Source organism: Amycolatopsis iheyensis, assembly GCF_024703995.1.
GTDB classification, from domain to species: Bacteria; Actinomycetota; Actinomycetes; order Mycobacteriales; family Pseudonocardiaceae; genus Amycolatopsis; species Amycolatopsis iheyensis.
This window is the reverse complement of the sequence record NZ_JAMXQV010000006.1, coordinates 346,042-363,212: the sequence shown is the minus strand read 5'-3', so window position 1 is coordinate 363,212 and position 17,171 is coordinate 346,042. Positions and strand designations below refer to the sequence as shown.

12 protein-coding genes are annotated in these 17,171 nt (G+C 70.0%); all 12 read right to left on the bottom strand.

Translation table 11 applies throughout. The features are described 5' to 3' along the window. Positions 1-8: 8 nt before the first annotated feature. Genes mmsB through M8542_RS13970 form a run of 12 tightly spaced genes read right to left on the bottom strand, consistent with a single transcriptional unit; the run spans position 9 to position 17,142 of the window. Positions 9-1,229 carry a multiple monosaccharide ABC transporter permease gene (mmsB, locus tag M8542_RS14025; RefSeq protein WP_257920557.1) on the bottom strand — a complete coding sequence of 407 codons (1,221 nt, stop codon included), beginning with the start codon at positions 1,227-1,229 and terminating at the stop codon, positions 9-11. Further along, positions 1,226-2,746 (bottom strand): multiple monosaccharide ABC transporter ATP-binding protein, encoded by a 1,521-nt coding sequence (gene mmsA / locus M8542_RS14020; protein ID WP_257920556.1) that lies wholly within the window; start codon positions 2,744-2,746, stop codon positions 1,226-1,228. The genes mmsB and mmsA overlap by 4 nt, the downstream gene beginning before the upstream one ends. Beyond that, positions 2,743-3,846 (bottom strand): multiple monosaccharide ABC transporter substrate-binding protein, encoded by a 1,104-nt coding sequence (gene chvE, locus M8542_RS14015; RefSeq protein ID WP_257920555.1) that lies wholly within the window; start codon positions 3,844-3,846, stop codon positions 2,743-2,745. Before chvE ends, mmsA begins: the two co-directional genes overlap by 4 nt. Positions 3,847-3,876: 30 nt before the next feature. Beyond that, complete coding sequence (araA, locus tag M8542_RS14010) at positions 3,877-5,376, bottom strand: L-arabinose isomerase (protein WP_257920554.1); 1,500 nt, start codon at positions 5,374-5,376, stop codon at positions 3,877-3,879. A 14-nt stretch (positions 5,377-5,390) separates the two neighbouring features. Further along, the gene (locus tag M8542_RS14005; protein WP_257920553.1) at positions 5,391-6,068 is read right to left on the bottom strand and encodes an L-ribulose-5-phosphate 4-epimerase; all 678 of its coding nucleotides are present in this window, start codon (positions 6,066-6,068) and stop codon (positions 5,391-5,393) included. Beyond that, complete coding sequence (araB, locus tag M8542_RS14000; protein ID WP_257920552.1) at positions 6,068-7,708, bottom strand: ribulokinase; 1,641 nt, start codon at positions 7,706-7,708, stop codon at positions 6,068-6,070. Before araB ends, M8542_RS14005 begins: the two co-directional genes overlap by 1 nt. Positions 7,709-7,731: 23 nt before the next feature. Then, the gene (locus M8542_RS13995) at positions 7,732-11,499 is read right to left on the bottom strand and encodes an alpha-L-arabinofuranosidase family protein (RefSeq protein WP_257920551.1); all 3,768 of its coding nucleotides are present in this window, start codon (positions 11,497-11,499) and stop codon (positions 7,732-7,734) included. Beyond that, positions 11,496-12,482, bottom strand: coding sequence for a galactofuranose ABC transporter, permease protein YjfF (yjfF, locus tag M8542_RS13990; RefSeq protein ID WP_257920550.1), 987 nt, complete (start codon positions 12,480-12,482; stop codon positions 11,496-11,498). The genes M8542_RS13995 and yjfF overlap by 4 nt, the downstream gene beginning before the upstream one ends. Then, the gene (locus tag M8542_RS13985; protein ID WP_257920549.1) at positions 12,479-13,513 is read right to left on the bottom strand and encodes an ABC transporter permease; all 1,035 of its coding nucleotides are present in this window, start codon (positions 13,511-13,513) and stop codon (positions 12,479-12,481) included. The genes yjfF and M8542_RS13985 overlap by 4 nt, the downstream gene beginning before the upstream one ends. Beyond that, positions 13,510-15,003 carry a sugar ABC transporter ATP-binding protein gene (locus tag M8542_RS13980; RefSeq protein WP_257920633.1) on the bottom strand — a complete coding sequence of 498 codons (1,494 nt, stop codon included), beginning with the start codon at positions 15,001-15,003 and terminating at the stop codon, positions 13,510-13,512. Before M8542_RS13980 ends, M8542_RS13985 begins: the two co-directional genes overlap by 4 nt. Positions 15,004-15,034: 31 nt before the next feature. Beyond that, positions 15,035-16,054: an ABC transporter substrate-binding protein gene (locus M8542_RS13975; RefSeq protein WP_276586414.1), complete on the bottom strand. Its 1,020-nt coding sequence runs from the start codon at positions 16,052-16,054 to the stop codon at positions 15,035-15,037. Between the two features lie 38 nt (positions 16,055-16,092). Next, a complete protein-coding gene (locus tag M8542_RS13970; protein ID WP_257920631.1) occupies positions 16,093-17,142 on the bottom strand; it encodes a LacI family DNA-binding transcriptional regulator in 1,050 nt (349 codons plus the stop codon). Positions 17,143-17,171: the final 29 nt, after the last annotated feature.

Sequence of the window (17,171 nt, the reverse complement as noted above, 5' to 3'; positions counted from 1 at the left end):
GACCCGGGTCAGGAAGCTGCGCGGCGTTTGGTCCAGATGTCGTATGCCACCGCCGCCAGCAGGACCACGCCCTTCACCAGCATCACCCGCTCGCTCGGGGCGCCGATCAGGGACATGCCGTTGTTGATCACCGCCATGATCAGGCCGCCGGTGATCGCGCCGACCACCTTGCCGACGCCACCCTGGACGGCCGCGCCGCCGATGAACGCCGCCGCGATCGCGTCCAGCTCGAAGTTGACGCCCGCCGTCGGGCCCGCCTGGTTGAGCCGGCCCGCGAAGATGATCCCGGCCAGCGCCGCCAGCACGCCCATGTTGACGAAGATCCAGAACGTCACCGACTTGACCTTGACACCCGAGAGCGTCGCGGCCTGCAGGTTGCCGCCGACGGCGTAGATGTGCCGGCCGAACACCGACTTCCCGGCCACCAGCGAATAACCCAGCACCAGCACCGTCAGCAGGATCAGCACCCACGGCAGGTTCTTGAACCGCGCGAGCTGCACCACCAACGCGAGCACCAGCACCGCGATCCCGACGATCTTCAGCACGAACATCGGGAACGGGTCGACGTCCTGGCCGTAGCCCAGCCGCGCCGAGCGCTTGCGCCACTGCGTGAACGCGATCCCGGCCACCGCCGCGACCCCCGCCAGCAGCGACACCAGGTCGGCGCCCCCCAGCGGCCCGAGGCCGATGTTGCCGAGGTAGCCGTCGGTGAAGCCGTTGGACAGCGTGCGGATCGCGTCCGGGAACGGGCCGATGCCCTGGTTGCCCAGGACCGTCAACGTCAGCGCCCGGAACGCCAGCATGCCGGCCAGCGTCACGATGAACGCCGGGATCCCGAAGTAGGCCACCCAATAGCCCTGCCACGCGCCGATCACCGCGCCGACGACGAGGGTGATCAGCACCGCCCAGAACCAGGGCAGCTGCCAGTTCACCATCAGCACGGCCGACACCGCGCCGGTCATCGCGACCACCGACCCGGCGGACAGGTCGATGTGGCCGGAGATGATCACCAGGATCATCCCGATCGCGAGGATCAGCACGTAGCTGTTCTGCACGATGATGTTGGAGATGTTCTGCGGTTCCAGCAGCGCGCCGCCGGTGAGCACCTCGAACAGCACCACGATCAGCGCGAACGCGACGTAGATGCCGCTCTGGCGCGGGTTGATCGAGATCCGCCGGGCGGAGCGCTCGGCCGGGGGCGCGGCGGGCCGCGCTTCGGTCGTGGTCATTCCCGTTCCTTGGTCATGTACTGCATGAGCAGTTCCTGAGTGGCTTCTTCGCGGGTCGCCTCGCCGGTGATCCGCCCCGCCGACAACGCGTAGATCCGGTCGCAGAGCCCGAGCAGCTCCGGCAGCTCGGAGGAGATGACCAGCACGGCCTTCCCCTGCGCGGCGAGGGAGTTGATGATCGTGTAGATCTCGAACTTCGCGCCGACGTCGATGCCGCGGGTCGGCTCGTCGAGGATCAGCACGTCCGGGTCGGTGAAGATCCACTTGGCCAGCACGACCTTCTGCTGGTTGCCGCCGGAGAGCTTCCCGGTCACGCTGCGCACCGACGGCGCCTTGATCCGCAGGTCACGGTGGTAGCGGGCGGCCGTTTCGTGCTCGGCGTGCTCGTTCACCCACCCCCGCTTCGCCAGCTTGCCGAGCCCGGCCGCGGACACGTTGCGCTGGATGTCCTCGATCAGGTTCAGCCCGTAGCGCTTCCGGTCTTCGGTGGCGTAGGCGATGCCGTGGCGGACGGCGTCCCGCACCGACCGGACGTCGATCTCCTTCCCGTGCTTGATGATCCGGCCCGAGATGTGCTTGCCGTAGGACCGGCCGAACACGCTCATCGCGAGCTCGGTGCGGCCCGCGCCCATCAGCCCCGCGAGGCCGACGATCTCCCCGCGCCGCAGCGAAAGCGACGCGCGGTCGACGACCAGCCAGTCGGGCTGGTCGGGGCTGTAGACCGTCCAGTCCTCGATCCGCAGCACCTCTTCCCCGATGTCCGGCTCCCGGGGCGGGAACCGGTGCTCGAGGTCGCGCCCGACCATGCCGGTGATGATCCGTTCCTCGGTGAGCCCGGCCGCGTCCAGCGTCTCGATCGTCTTGCCGTCCCGCAGGATCGTGACGGTGTCGGCGATCGCGGTCACCTCGCCGAGCTTGTGCGAGATGATCACGCAGGTGACACCCTCGTCACGCAGCCCGCGCAGCAGGTCCAGCAGGTGCGCCGAGTCCTCGTCGTTGAGCGCCGCGGTGGGCTCGTCGAGGATCAGCAGCCGGACCTCCTTGGACAGCGCCTTGGCGATCTCGACCAGCTGCTGCTTGCCGACACCGAGCTCCTGCACCGCCCTCGTGGCGTTTTCGGCGAGGCCGACGCGCTTGAGCAGCGCGCCGGCCTCGTGGTTGGTGCGGTTCCAGTCGATCCAGCCCCGCTTGCCCTGTTCGTTGCCGAGGAAGATGTTCTCCGCGATCGACAACTGACCGCACAGCGCGAGCTCCTGGTGAATGATCACGATCCCGCGCCGTTCGCTGTCGCGCACCGACCCGAACTCGCACCGGTCCCCGTCGAAGGTGATCTCGCCGTCGTAGCTCCCGTGCGGGTAGACGCCCGAGAGCACCTTCATCAGGGTGGACTTCCCGGCGCCGTTCTCCCCGCAGATCGCGTGGATCTCCCCGCGGCGCACGGAAAGCGTGACGTCCGACAGCGCCTTGACCCCGGGGAAGGTCTTGGTGATCCCGCGCATGCCGAGCAGTTCGGTCATTTCAGCTGACCTGCCGTGTAGTAGCCGGAGTCGACCAGTTCCTTCTGGTAGTTGGCCTTGTCCACGGTGACCGGCTGCAGGAGGTAGGACGGGACGACCTTCTTGCCGTTGTCGTAGTCCTTGGTGTTGTTGACCTCGGGCTTGCCGCCCTTGAGCACCGCGTCGGCCATCTTCACCGTGGTGTCGGCGAGGATGCGGGTGTCCTTGAAGATCGTCGAGTACTGCTCGCCGGCGATGATGGACTTGACCGAGGCGACCTCGGCGTCCTGGCCGGTGACGATCGGGTACGGCTGGCCGGCGGTGCCGTAGCCGTTGCTCTTCAGCGCCGAGAGGATGCCGATCGACAGGCCGTCGTACGGCGAGAGCACGCCAGCAACCTTGGCACCGCCGGTGTAGGTCTTGGTGAGCAGGTCCTCCATGCGCCGCTGCGCGGTGGCCGGGTCCCAGCGCAGGATGGCCGCGCGGGCGAAGTCGGTCTGCCCGCTCTTGACGACCAGCTTGCCGCTGTCCATCAGGGGCTTGAGCACGGACATCGCGCCGTTGAAGAAGAAGGTGGCGTTGTTGTCGTCGGGCGAACCGGCGAACAGCTCGACGTTGAACGGACCGGCGCCGTCACCGAGGCCCTTGACCAGCGAGTTCGCCTGCTCGACGCCGACCTTGAAGTTGTCGAAGGTGGCGTAGTAGTCGACGTTGGGCGAGTTGCGGATCAGCCGGTCGTAGGCGATGACCGGGATCTTTCGGTCGGCCGCCTCCTGCAGCTGGGTGGTGATGGCGGTGCCGTCGATCGAGGCGATGACCAGGAGCTTGGCGCCCTTGGTGATCTGGTTCTCGATCTGGTTCACCTGGGTGGGGATGTCGTTCTCGGCGTACTGCAGGTCGACCTTGTACCCGAGTTTCTCCAGCGCCGACTTGATGTTGTCGCCGTCGTGGATCCAGCGCTCCGACGACTTGGTCGGCATGGTGACGCCGACCAGGCCGCCGGCCGCACTGGCGCTCGACGCGGCGGCCTGGTCCGCCGTCTTCTCGCTCGAACCGCACGCCGACAGCGTCAACGCGAGTCCCGCGGCCGCGAGCGCCGCGATTCCTCTGGTGAACTTCATTGTTCTTTCTTCCTTTCTCAGAAGCCGGTGTCAGAAACCCTGGGCGAGCCGGTGGTACGCCTGGTTCCAGCGGATGCGGTCGGCGAACTCGTGCGGCGTGGTGTTCTTGTCGATCACCAGCAGCTCGACGCCGAGCAGGTTCGCGAAGTCGCGAAGGGTTTCGGTGCCCACGGCCTGGGTGAGCACGGTGTGGTGCGGGCCGCCCGCGGTGATCCACGACTCGGCCGACGTCGACAGCGAGGGGGCCGGCTCCCAGACCGCGCGCGCCACCGGCAGGTTCGGCAGCGGCTCGTCCGGCGCGACGACCTCGATCTCGTTGGCCACCAGGCGGAACCGGTCGCCGAGGTCGACCAGGCCGAGGGTGACGCCGGGACCGGGCTGGGCGTCGAACACGAGCCGGACCGGGTCCTCGCGGCCGCCGATGCCCAGCGCGTGGATCTCGCACGACGGCTTCGCGGCCGCGATGCTCGGGCAGACCTCCAGCATGTGGGCGCCGAGGATCTTCGGCGTGCCCGGCCCGAAGTGGTAGGTGTAGTCCTCCATGAACGACGTGCCGCGCTCGAGCCCGACACCCATCGCCTTGACCGCGGCGAGCAGCGCGGACGTCTTCCAGTCGCCCTCGCCGCCGAAGCCGTAGCCGTCGGCCATCAGCCGCTGGACCGCGAGCCCGGGCAGCTGGCGCAGGCCGCCGAGGTCTTCGAAGTTCGTGGTGAACGCACCGAAACCACCGTCGGTGAGGAACCTGCGCAGCCCGGCTTCGATCTTCGCCGCGTACTGGAGGGACTCGTGCCGCGCTCCCCCGGCCGCCAGCTCCGGGACGACGTCGTAGTCCTCGGCGTACTGCGCGACCAGAGCGTCCACATCGGACACTGCGTCGACCTGTTCCACCAGTTCGTTCACGCCGTAGGTGTTGACCGAAACGCCGAACCGCAGCTCGGCCTCGACCTTGTCCCCCTCGGTGACGGCGACGTCACGCATGTTGTCGCCGAACCGGGCCAGCCGCAGGTTGCGCAGGTGGTCGGCGCCGATGGCGGCCCGGGCCCACGCGTCGATCCGCGCGACGACGGCCGGGTCGCCGACGTGCCCGGCGACGGTCTTGCGCGGCACGCCGAGGCGGGTCTGGATGAACCCGAACTCGCGGTCGCCGTGCGCGGCCTGGTTGAGGTTCATGAAGTCCATGTCGATGGTCGACCACGGCAGGGCTTCGTTGAGCTGGGTGTGCAGGTGCAGTAGCGGCTTGCGCAGCGCGTCCAGCCCGGTGATCCACATCTTGGCGGGCGAGAAGGTGTGCATCCACGCGATCACGCCGACGCACGCGGCGTCGGCGTTGGCCTCCTGCAGCACGCGGCGGATCGAAGACGCCTCGGTCAGCACCGGCTTGCCGACGATCTCGGCGGGGAGTCCACCGGAGGCGGCCAGGAGCTGCTGGATCCGCAGGGACTGGCCGGCGACCTGTTCGAGGGTCTCCTCGCCGTAGAGGGCCTGGCTCCCGGTGAGGAACCAGAGCTGGGGTTTCGACGCGCGGGTCATCGTTCTCCTTGAAATCAGTGCTGGCCGTAGACGTTCTGGTACCTGGCGTAGAGCCGGTCGACGTCCTCGGGCGGCAGGGGTTCGGGCGTACCCAGCTCGAAGGCCTTGTGGACGGTGCGGGCGACGTCCTCGACCATCACGGCGGCCTTGACCGCGTCGCGGGCGGTGCGGCCGACGGTGAACGGGCCGTGGTTGCGCATCAGCACGGCCGGCGACCGGCTCGCGCGCAGCGTTTCGACGATGCCGCGGCCGATGGAGTCGTCCCCGATCAGGGCGAACGGCCCGACCGGCACCGGACCGCCGAACTCGTCGGCGATCATGGTGAGCACGCACGGGATCGGCTCGCCGCGGGCGGCCCACGCCGTGGCGTACGTCGAATGCGTGTGGACGACGCCGCCGATCTCGGGCAGGTGCCGGTAGACGTAGGCGTGGGCGGCGGTGTCCGAAGACGGCGCGAGTTCGCCGTGGACCAGCTCACCGTGCAGGTCGGTGACGACCATGGTGTCGGCGGAGAGGTCGTCGTAGGAGACGCCCGAGGGCTTGATGACCATCAGCTCGCGCCCGGGCACCCGCGCGGAGACGTTGCCCGCGGTCCAGATGACCAGGGCGTTGCGGGTCAGCTCGCCGTGCAGGTTCGCCACGGTCTCGCGCAGTTCCGCGACGGTGTCGAGGATTTCGTCGGTCAGTGACATCAGGACCGTCCCTTCGCGACTGCTTTCGAAACGGCGCGGCGGCGAGCGGCCAAGCGGTGCATGACATCGTTGCCGCCACGGCCGAAGTAGTCGTGCAACGTCGTGTATTCGGCGTACAGCTCGTCGTAGGCGACGACGTGGGCGGGCACCGGCTGGTAGACCGCCCGCTGGACCGAGCCCATGGCCGCGGCGGCGGCGCGGATGTCCGGGTAGGCCCCGGCGGCGACGGCCGCGTGGATGGCCGAGCCCAGCGCGGGGCCCTGGTCGGAGCCGATGACCGACAGCGGGAGGTTGGTGACGTCGGCGTAGATCTGCATGAGCAGCGCGTTCTTCACCAGCCCGCCGGCGATGATCAGCTCGGTGACCGGCACGCCGGCGGCGTCGAACGTCTCGATGATCTTGCGCGTGCCGAACGCCGTGGCTTCCAGCAGGGCGCGGTAGACGTCCTCGGCCCGGGTGGCGAGAGTCTGGCCGACGATGACGCCGGACAGCTCGTGGTCGACGAGCACCGAGCGGTTGCCGCTGTGCCAGTCCAACGCCACGAGCCCGTGCTCGCCGATCTCCTGCTGGGCGGCGAGCCGGGTGAGCTGCTCGTGGCCGACGTCCGCGAAGTGCTCGGCGAACCAGCCGAAGATGTCGCCGACGCCGCTCTGCCCGGCTTCGTAGCCCCAGAGCCCGGCGACGATCCCGCCGTCGACGACCCCGCACATGCCGGGGACCTCGTGCAGCTCGGCGCCGTTCATGACGTGGCAGGTCGAGGTGCCCATGATCGCGACCATCTGGCCGGGCTCGACGGCGTTCGCGGCGGGCGCGGTGACGTGGGCGTCGACGTTGCCGACGGCGACGGCGATGCCCTCGGGCAGGCCGGTCCATCCCGCGGCTTCGGCGGACAGCGAACCGGCGCGCGCGCCCAGCTGGCCGAGGGGGTGTTCGAGCTTGTCGGCCACGAAGGATTCGAAGCCCGGCGCCAGCTCGTGGAGGAAGTCGCGGCTCGGGTACTGGCCGTCCTGCAGGATGCCCTTGTACCCGGCCGTGCACGCGTTGCGGACGTACACGCCGGTCAGCTGCCAGACGATCCAGTCGGCCGCCTCGACCCAGTGCCGCATCGCGGCGTAGATCTCGGGTGCCTCTTCGAACAGCTGAAGCGCCTTCGCGAACTCCCATTCCGAGGAGATCAGCCCGCCGTAGCGCGGCAGCCACTTCTCACCGCGGGTGCGGGCCAGCTCGTTGACGCGGTCCGCCTGCGGCTGGGCCGAGTGGTGCTTCCACAGCTTGACGTACGCGTGCGGGTCGCCGGCGAACTCCGGCAGCTCGCACAGCGGGGTGCCGTCCGCGGTGGTCGGCACCATCGTGCACGCGGTGAAGTCGGTCGCGATGCCGATGACGTCGGCCGGGTCCGCCCCCGCGGCGGTGAGCGCGGCCGGGACGGCGGTGCGGAGCACTCCGACGTAGTCCGCGGGCACCTGCAGCGCCCAGTCCGGCGGCAGCGCGCGGCCCGTCGCGGGCAGCGTCTCGTCGAGCACGCCGTGCGGGTACTCGAAGACCGCGCTGCCCAGCTCGGCGCCATCCGCCACGCGCACGACCACCGCACGGCCTGACAGCGTGCCGAAGTCGACGCCGACGGTAAGTGGTTCTCCCACGGTGTCCTCTCTCCTGGTGTTGTTCAGCGGCCGGTCAGGACCAGGGTGGTCACGGAGCTGGCGGGCAACGTCAGCTTCGACGTCGCCGCCAGGCCGGTGATCTCCCTGGTCTGCGGCACGATCGCGGTCGGCGCGGCGAGGCTGTTGCGCCCCGCCGGGTCGCCGGTGAGCGTGGTGAGCGTCCCGGTCCCGTCGACCGCGGTGACGCCGGTGAGCGCCAGCCGCGCGGTCTGGACCTGGCCGGTCGGGTTGACGAGCTTGACCGTGAACGTCTTCTTCCCGCCCTTGGTGGTCACGTTCACCACCTGCCGCAGCGGGCTGCCCTGGTTCAGGCGGCTGGTCACGATCTGCTTGCCGAGCGTGCTGGAGAACATCTGCTGCACCCAGTACGACGGCGAGGCGTAGCTGCTCGCGGCGTCGAAGCCGATCAGGTTGACCGGCCAGTTGGACTGGTTCTCCTGCACCAGCACCGGCGCGTACATCGAGCCGATGACGACGTCGCTGTTGCGTTCCAGCCCGGTGAGGAACGCGGCTTCGCCGATGGCGGCGGCCAGGGTGCCGGTGGGCCGGCCGTCCTGGGCGCCGTATTCGCCGACGAGGATGTCCGGGCCGGAGCGGTCCGCGGTGTCGTAGCGGGTCGAGTTGTCGGTGAACCACTGCGGCGACTGGTAGTAGTGGTCGTCCGCGGCGTCCGGGCGCACCCCGGTCGAGGTGCTCGACGCGGCCCCGCCCTGCAGACCGCCGGTGGTCGCGATGACCGTCAGCTGCGGGTACTTGGCCTTGATGGCGTTGTACATGTCCGTGTAGCGCCAGGCGTAGCTACCCGAACCGTCGAACCAGTCCTCGTTGCCGACCTCGACGTAGTGGAGGTCGAACGGCGCCGGGTGCCCATCGGCGATCCGCTTCGCGCCCCACGTCGTCGAGGCGTCGCCGATGGCGTACTCGATCTCGTCGAGGGCTTCCTGGACGTACTGCGGGTAGTCGGCCTGGCTGACGTGCCGGCCGTTGAGCGTGTAGCCGGCGAACAACGCCAGGAGCGGCTGGGCGCCGATGTCCTCGGAGAGCTTGAGGTAGTCGAGGATGCCGAAGCCGTCGGTGGACCAGTAGCCCCACGCCGTGTTCTGGTGTCCCGGCCGCTCCTCCGGCTTGCCGATGGTGTTCTTCCAGGCGAACCGGGTGTCGACGGTGTTGCCTTCGAGGTAGTTGCCGCCCGGGACGCGGAAGAGGCCGAGCTTCATCGCGGCGAGCTTCTGCCCGAGGTCGAGCCGGACGCCGTGGTTCTTGAACGTCGGCGGGAACAGCGAGACCTGCTGGAACCAGGCGTCCCCGGCGAGGGCCTTCTTGGTCTTGTTCACCAATGAGACGACGATCCGGTTGTCGGTGGACGTCGTGATCGTCGACGGCGTGGTGAAGCTGAACGTCTGCTGCGCCCACGCGGCACCCGGCGCCGCGAGGTCCTTGCTCGCCAGCACCGTGCCGTCCGGCTTCTCCAGGCTGACCCGGACCGCGCCGGTCCAGCTTCCGCGGGCGAAGAAACTGCCCGTGTACTTTGTGGACGGCTTCGCGGCGACGCCGTAGTAGCCGACGTTGGCCGCGGCCACCCGCCCGCCGGCCGGGACCGCGTCGGCGTGCAGCTTCAGCGACCGGTCGAGGGCGGTGTTGAGCGGGGTCGCGGTGTCGATCGCATACGTGCCGGTGGCGCCGGCCGAGGTGAGCAGCGACCAGTACGGGACCGGCGTGTCACCGGTGCCGCTGCCGCGCTGGTAGGCCTCCTTGAAGGTCCGGTTGCGGACGAGTTCGGCGTAGAGCCCGCCTTCGACGGAGTGGCTGATGTCCTCGAGGATCGAGCCGTAGGTGGTCGGGCGGGTGTTGGCGCGGACGACGTTGGCGTCCACGGCGAGCTGGTTGGCACCCGCGAGCGTGCCGATCTGGGCCGCGGTGAGCGGGAAGCGGCGCAGTTCGAGTTCGTCGATCGCGCCGGTGAACCCGGCGCCGACCGTCAGCGGAGCGGCGGTGCCGGACGCCGGGCAGGTTCCGCAGGTGTTGATGACGGCCGCCGCGTCACCGTCGGCGTAGACGGTGAGCCGCTGCGACGCGCGGTCGAGGACCAACGCGGCGTGGTGCCAGTTGCCGTCGGCGAGCCCTCCCCCGGTGGTGGTCACCTGGAGGGTGCCGACGCGGGCGGTGAGCTTGCCGCCGGTCACCCCGAGGGCGTAGCCGTCGCCGTGGTCGACGAGGGTGCCGTCCGCGGTGGTGCGGAACCAGGCAGCCAGCGAGAGCGAACCCGTTCCGGCGTCGAACGCGGGCGAGGTACCCATGTCCACAGTGGACCTGCCGTCCAGCTGGACGGCCTTGCCCGCCGCGCCCGCGGTCCAAGTCGCTCCGCGAAGGGTGCCGTCGGCTGCGTTGGCCGAAGAGTCGTGCGCGACCGCGCCGGTGCCCTCGTCGAAGTGCCACGAACCACTCGCGGCCAGCGCGGCGACGGCGGACGCGGTCAGCGGCGTCGGGTAGGCGCGGACGTCGTCGATGCCGCCGGCGAACCAGTCGGCCGGGCTGCCGGCCCACTTGCCGCGTCCGATCTCCAGGTGCCCGGTGGCGGTCCACGGCGTGGTGAACGGCACGCTCTGCTGCAGGGTTCCGTTGACGTACAGCGAAAGCGTCCCCGCCGCCCGGTTGTAGACGCCGACGAGGTGCTGCCACTGGTCGGCCTGCGCGGGCAGCGTCGAGACCGCCGCGGACGACGCCGTGTCGCCGTCGGCCGCGCGTCGGGTGAAGGCGAAGCGGCCGTCCCCGGCGCGCTGGAGGTAGAAGCCGCTGATCGACGCGCCGTCGACGCTCACCGCGGTCCGGAAGCCGGTGGCCGCCGTCGGCTTGACCCACGCGGACACCGAGAAGCTCTGCGCGGTGTCGATCACCGGGGCCGGGGCGTCGATGGCGGCGTCGGTGCCGTTGAAGACCGCGCCGTGCGGGCCGACGACGCCGTCTCCCCAGGTGGTGCCGCCGGTCAGGGTGGCGGCGCGGGCGTCGAGGGAGTCGTCGGCCGCGGTGGTGCCGGTGCCTTCGTCGAGGGTCCAGTGCCCGGCGATGGCCAGGCGGGCGGCGTCGGCTCCGGTCAGAGCGCCGCTGTAGGCGCGGACGTCGTCGATCGAGCCGTCGACGTAGTCCACCGGGTTGCCGCCGTACTTGCCGCGGCCGATCACCAGGTGTCCAGTGCCGGCCCAGCCGGCGGGCGCGGCCACGGTGGCCTGGCGGGTGCCGTCCACGTACAGGGCCAGGGTCGACGCGGTGGCGTCGAACACGCCGGTCAGCTGGTACCACTGGCCCGCGACGGGATCGAAGTTCGCCGACGCGACGACGCCGTCGGCGGGCGCGTCCCCGGCGAGGCGGGTGAAGGCGAACCGGCGCGAATCGTCGCGGAACTGCAGGAAAAAGTTGCTGACCTGGGTCCCGTCGATGCTCACGAACGTCTGGTAGCCCGACGTCTTGTCGAGCTTGACCCAGCTGCTGACGGAGAAGCTCTTGGTGGTGTCGAGCACGGGTGCGCCGGCGTCGGCGAACCCGCTCGTGCCGTCGGTGGTCAGGGCGCCGCCGCGGATGCCGGGGCCCCAGCCCGCGCCGGAGCCGAGCGTCGCGGGGTGGTCACCCGCGCTGTCGGCGGCAGTCGTGCCGCTGCCTTCGTCGAACGTCCAGTGCCCGGCGAGCGCCGAAGCGGGCTCGGCCGCGACGGCTGTCGCGGGCAGGGCGGAGAACAGGGTCAGGGCCGCGAGCACGGCCAGGACGCGCCGGATCATCGGTGGCTCCCTCGGGTGACGAGGCGCTGCAGGACGATGAAGACGAACAGGAGGGCTCCGGTGATGATCGAGGTCCACCAGGAGTTGAGGGTGCCGTCGAAGGTGATCAGCGTCTGGATGATGCCCAGCACCATGATCCCGAGCACGGTGCCCAGCACGTAGCCGGAGCCGCCGGTGAGGATGGTGCCGCCGATGACCACCGCGGCGATCGCGGTCAGCTCCAGGCCGACGCCGTTGAGCGGGTCGCCGGAAGACTTGTACAGCACGAGAAGCAGGCCGCCGAGGGCCGAGCAGAACCCGCTGATCGTGTACACGGCGATCTTGGTGCGGCCGGTCTTGAGGCCCATCAGCATCGCGGACTGCGCGTTGCCGCCGATCGAGTAGACCGTGCGCCCGAACCGCGTGAAGGCCAGGACGTACACCGCCGCGAGGACGACGATCAGCGCGACGACGACACTGATCGAGATGTGCAGCTCGCCGCCCAACGGGATCTGCGTCTGGGCGAGGGTGGCGATCGTCGGGTTGTCGATCGAGTACGCCTCGGTGCTGATCGTGTAGCAGAGGCCGCGAGCGAAGAACATCCCGATCAGGGTGGCGATGAACGGCTGGATCTCGAAGAAGTGGATGAGCGCACCCATCCCGGCGCCGAGCAGCGCGCCGATCACCAGGACCACCACGATGGCCGCGTACGCGGACCAGCCGTGCTTCTGCATCAGGTCGCCGGAGACCACTGTGGACAGTGCGACGACCGAGCCGACGGACAGGTCGATGCCGCCGGTGAGGATCACGAACGTCATCCCGACCGCCACCACGAGCAGGAAGGCGTTGTTGATGAACAGGTCGAGCACGACCTGCCCGGAGCCGAAGGCGTCGTACTGGGCCGCGCCGAAGATGTAGGCGGCGATCAGCAACGCCATGGTCGCCAGGATCGGCACGTGCCGCTGCTGCGGCCGGTAGCCCTTGACGCGGGCGAGCGTGGTCATGCCGTGACCTCCACCTTTTCCGGAGCCGACGCGGGGGCCGGCGAGGCCGGCCGGGTGGTGCGCCGCCGGAGCTTCCGGCGGAAGGCGGGCGACTGGAGCAGGCACACCGCGAGCACGACCAGGGCCTTGAACAGCATGATCGCCTCGGGCGGGATGCCGAGGGCGTAGACGGTGGTGGTGAGCGTCTGGATGAGCAGCGCGCCGATCACCGCGCCGCCGAGGGAGAAGCGGCCGCCGGTCAGCTGGGTGCCGCCGACGACCACGGCGAGGATCGCGTCGAGCTCGATGAACAACCCGGCGTGGTTGGCGTCGGCGCTGTGCACGTTCGCGCTGATCATCAACCCGGCGATGCCCGCGCACAGCCCGCAGAAGACGTAGACGAGCCAGGTCAGCCGCGCCGAGCGGAGCCCGGCCAGCCGGCTGGCTTCGGGGTTGCCGCCGACGGCCTCGACGAGCAGGCCGAGCGCGGAGCGGCGGACCAGGAGCGAGGCGAGCACGAACACCGCGAGGGCGATGAGGATCGCGCTGGGCAGGGTGAAGAGGAACCCGCTGCCGATCCACTCGTACGGGCCGGAGTTGATGGTGATGATCTGGCCGCCGGAGATCAGCTGGGCGATGCCGCGGCCGGCGACCATGAGGATGAGCGTGGCGATGATCGGCTGGATGCCGAGTGCGGCGACGAGCCAGCCGTTCCACACCCCGAGCACCAGCGACAACCCGAGCGCCAGGCCGACCGCGACGAGCGTCGCGCCCAGGCCGTCGGGGTGGTCGGCGATCCACAGGCAGGCGAGCGAGCCGCTGATCGCGACGACCGCGCCGACCGACAGGTCGATGCCGCGGGTGGCGATGACCAGCGTCATGCCGATCGCGATGAGGACCAGCGGGGCGCCGTTCTTGAGGATGTCGACGAGGTTCCCGTAGAGGTGGCCGTCGCGTACTTCGATCGAGAAGAACGCAGGGCTGGCGATCAGGTCGCCCAGCAGCAGCGCGAGCAGCGCCACCACGGGCCAGAACAACCGGTGCTTGGTCATGAGACGGCTCCCTCGGCCATCGTGGCCATGATGTCGTCGGCGGTGAGCCCCTGGTTGTCCCGCTGGGCCACGACCTTCCGGTCACGCAGCACGACCACGCGGTGGCTCAGCCGCAGGACCTCCTCCAGCTCGGCGGAGATGAACAGCACGGCCATCCCGTCGCCCGAAAGCTGCGTGACGAGCCGCTGGATCTCGGTCTTGGCGCCGATGTCGATGCCGCGGGTCGGCTCGTCGAGGATGAGCAGCCGCGGTTCGGTGATGAGCCAGCGAGCCAGCAGCACCTTCTGCTGGTTGCCGCCGGAAAGGTTGCCCACCAACGCCTCGGGGTCGGCCGGGCGGATGTCGAGCGCCTTGACGTACTTGCCGGCGATCTCGTCCTGGCGGCGGCGGGACAGCGGCCGCGCCCAGCCTCGTGAGGCTTGGAGCGCCAGCACGATGTTCTCCCGGACGGTCAGTTCCTCGACCAGGCCCTCGGTCTTGCGGTTCTCGGAGCAGAACGCGATCCGGTGGTCGAGCCCGGCACGCGGGGTGCGCAGGTTCGTGGGTTCGCCGTCCACCCGGACGGACCCGCTGTCGGCGTGGTCGGCGCCGAAGAGCAGCCGGGCCAGCTCGGTACGTCCCGAGCCGAGCAGCCCGGCCAGGCCGACGACCTCGCCGGCGTGGATGTCCAGGCTGAACGGCTCGACACCGCCCTTGCGCCCGAGGTCCTCGGCGGACAGGAGCACCGGCGCGTCCGCGACCTCGGCGCGGGTCGGGCCGGAATCCTCCAGGTCTTCGAGGACCTGGAGCTCCTTGCCGATCATCTTGGTGACGAGGTCGACCGGCGTGATGTCCGCGGTGCGGTACTCGCCGATCAGCTTTCCGTTGCGCAGCACGGTCATCCGGTCGGCGACGGCGAAGACCTGGTCGATGAAGTGGGAGACGAACAGGATCGCCAGGCCCTGCTCGCGCAGGGACCGGACGACCTTCAGCAGCTGCTCGACCTCGCCGGTGTCCAAACTGGACGTCGGCTCGTCGAGCACCAGCACCCGCGCGTCGACGTCGAGCGCGCGGGCGATCGCGACCAGCTGCTGCACCGCGATCGAGCAGGTGCTCAGCTCGGCCGAGACGTCGACGTGGACGTCGAGGCGGGCGAGGAGCTCTTCGGCCCGCCGCCGCATCGGGCCCCACTGGATGCGGCCGAAGCGGCGGGGTTCCCGCCCGAGGCAGACGTTCTCGGCCACGGACAGGTTCGGGCAGAGGTTGACCTCCTGGTAGACCGTGCTGACGCCGGCCCGCTGGGCCTCGCCGGGGCCGCCGAAGGCGACGGCGGTCCCGGCGAGGGTGATCGTGCCCGCGTCCACCCCGTACACCCCGGTCAGCACCTTGATCAGGGTGGACTTGCCGGCGCCGTTCTCCCCCATCAGCGCGTGGACCTCGCCCGCGAACAGGCGGAAGTCGACGCCGTCGAGGGCGAGGACGCCGGGGAACTCCTTGCGGATGCCGGACATGGTGAGCAGCTCAGTGGACACGCCGGGCCTCTCAGTACTGCCGCTGCGGCAGCGCGGCCTTGGCCGACGCCTGGTCGAACTCGGTCTCCTGGGTTTCGATGCGGGCCGGGACCTGCTCGCCCGCGACGACCTTCTTCACCAGGTCCATCAGCTGCGGGCCGAGCAGCGGGTTGCACTCGACGACGTGGTTGATCTTGCCGTCGGCCAGCGCGGTCAGCGCGTCCTTGACGCCGTCGACCGAGACGATCTTGATGTCCTTGCCCGGCACCTTGCCCGCGGCCTCGATGGCCTCGATGGCGCCGAGCGCCATGTCGTCGTTGTGCGCGTAGAGGACGTCGATCTTGGGCTGGGACTTGAGGAAGGCCTCCATGACCTCCTTGCCCTTGGCGCGGGTGAACTCACCGGTCTGCGACGCGACGATCTTGTACTTCGGGTCCGCCGCGATGACGTCCGCGAAGCCCTTCTTGCGGTCGTTCGCCGGGGCCGAGCCCGTGGTGCCCTGCAGCTCGACGATGTTGACCTGGCCGGTGGCGCTGCCGAACTCCTTGGTCAGCCACTCCCCCGCCTTCTTGCCCTCGGCGATGAAGTCCGAGCCGAGGAAGGTCTTGTAGAGCGACTTGTCCGGCGAGTCGATCGCGCGGTCGGTGAGGATGACCGGGATGTTGGCCGTCTTCGCTTCCTTGAGGACGGTGTCCCAGCCGGACTCCACCACCGGCGAGAAGGCGATGACCTTGACCTTCTGCTGGATGTAGGAGCGGATCGCGGAGATCTGGTTCTCCTGCTTCTGCTGCGCGTCGGAGAACTTCAGCTCGACGCCGGCGGTCTTCGCCGACTCCTGGATCGACTTCGTGTTCGCCGTCCGCCACCCGCTCTCGGCGCCCACCTGGGCGAACCCGAGCGTGATCGCTCCGCCGGAGCCACCGGAGGAACCACCACTCCCGCAGGCGGTGAGCAGCACCAATCCGGCCGCCGCAGCCGCCGCGGCGGCCCATCGCTTCTTCAGCACGTTCACTCCTCGATCGACGGTGATCAATTCTGTTAGCGTTAACATTCAGAGCTGGTCTTCTTCTGCGGGGCGCGTTCGCGGTGCTAACGCGGCCCGGTGCTTTCGCGCACGATCAGCTCGGGCACGACCAGGGCGCGCGCGTGCCGGTCGCCCCCACCCAACCGCTCGGTGAGCAGGCCGAACGTGCGCCGGCCGACTTCGATGAAGTCCTGGCGCACCGTGGTGAGCGGCGGCGTGAAGTACGCCGCCTCGGGCACGTCGTCGAACCCGGCGACGCGCACGTCGCGCGGCACCGAGATGCCGGCCTCGGCGAACGCGCGGAGCAGGCCGAGCGCCATCTGGTCGTTGCCGGCGAAGACGGCGTCGAGGTCGCGTTCCTTGGCGAGGGTTCGCCCCGCCTCGTAGCCGGAGCGCGAGCTCCAGTCGCCCTGGATCACCCTCGGCACTCCCGCGCCGTGGCGTTCCAGCGTTTCCCGCCAGCCGAGCTCGCGGTCGCGGGCCTCCAGCCAGTCCTCCGGCCCGGCGACGTGCCAGACGGTGCGGTGCCCCAGCGCCAGGAGGTGCTCGGTGGCGCGGCGGGCGCCGTCGCGCTGGTCGACGGAGATGACCGGGACCGGCGCGGCCTCACCGCCCCCGACCGCCACGACCGGGAAGTCCGCGGGCGCGGCTTCGAGGGCGCGGCCCGCGGTGACGTGCGGGGCGATGACGATGATGCCTTCGACCGCCTGCCGACGGAGGTTCTCCACCGCGTCGGCGATCGACGAGCGGCCCGGCCGGCTCACACTGGAGATCGTGATCGCGTACCCGGCTTCGCGGGCGGCGTTCTCGATGCCGTAGAGCGTGCTGGCCGGACCGTACAGGTTGGATTCGAGCGCGACGACGCCGAGCGTGCCGGTCCGCCCGGTGACGAGCGCGCGAGCCGCGGAGTTGGGGCGGTAGCCCAGTTCCTCGATGGCGGCGAGGACCCGGGCGCGGGTTTCGGGGCGCACCGGGCCGGTCCCGTTGATCACCCGGGAGACGGTCATGTGGGACACGCCCGCCACACCCGCGACGTCGGTCAGGCTGGGCTGCCGAGTGCCGGCGGCGGTCACCCTGACGGGGCCGCCGGAGCGGGATCGTTCGGCCACCGGCATCCCCTTTCGCACGGTTCTTCGTTTGGTTC

Bases quoted from the DNA above. Each gene is read 5' to 3' on its own strand.
- chvE (WP_257920555.1), bottom strand. From the start codon at position 3,846: ATGAAGTTCACCAGAGGAATCGCGGCGCTCGCGGCCGCGGGACTCGCG.
- M8542_RS13970 (WP_257920631.1), bottom strand. From the start codon at position 17,142: ATGCCGGTGGCCGAACGATCCCGCTCCGGCGGCCCCGTCAGGGTGACC.
- M8542_RS13995 (WP_257920551.1), bottom strand. From the start codon at position 11,499: ATGATCCGGCGCGTCCTGGCCGTGCTCGCGGCCCTGACCCTGTTCTCC.
- araA (WP_257920554.1), bottom strand. From the start codon at position 5,376: ATGACCCGCGCGTCGAAACCCCAGCTCTGGTTCCTCACCGGGAGCCAG.
- M8542_RS13975 (WP_276586414.1), bottom strand. From the start codon at position 16,054: ATGTTAACGCTAACAGAATTGATCACCGTCGATCGAGGAGTGAACGTG.
- M8542_RS13985 (WP_257920549.1), bottom strand. From the start codon at position 13,513: ATGACCAAGCACCGGTTGTTCTGGCCCGTGGTGGCGCTGCTCGCGCTG.
- M8542_RS14005 (WP_257920553.1), bottom strand. From the start codon at position 6,068: ATGTCACTGACCGACGAAATCCTCGACACCGTCGCGGAACTGCGCGAG.
- mmsB (WP_257920557.1), bottom strand. From the start codon at position 1,229: ATGACCACGACCGAAGCGCGGCCCGCCGCGCCCCCGGCCGAGCGCTCC.
- yjfF (WP_257920550.1), bottom strand. From the start codon at position 12,482: ATGACCACGCTCGCCCGCGTCAAGGGCTACCGGCCGCAGCAGCGGCAC.
- mmsA (WP_257920556.1), bottom strand. From the start codon at position 2,746: ATGACCGAACTGCTCGGCATGCGCGGGATCACCAAGACCTTCCCCGGG.
- M8542_RS13980 (WP_257920633.1), bottom strand. From the start codon at position 15,003: ATGTCCGGCATCCGCAAGGAGTTCCCCGGCGTCCTCGCCCTCGACGGC.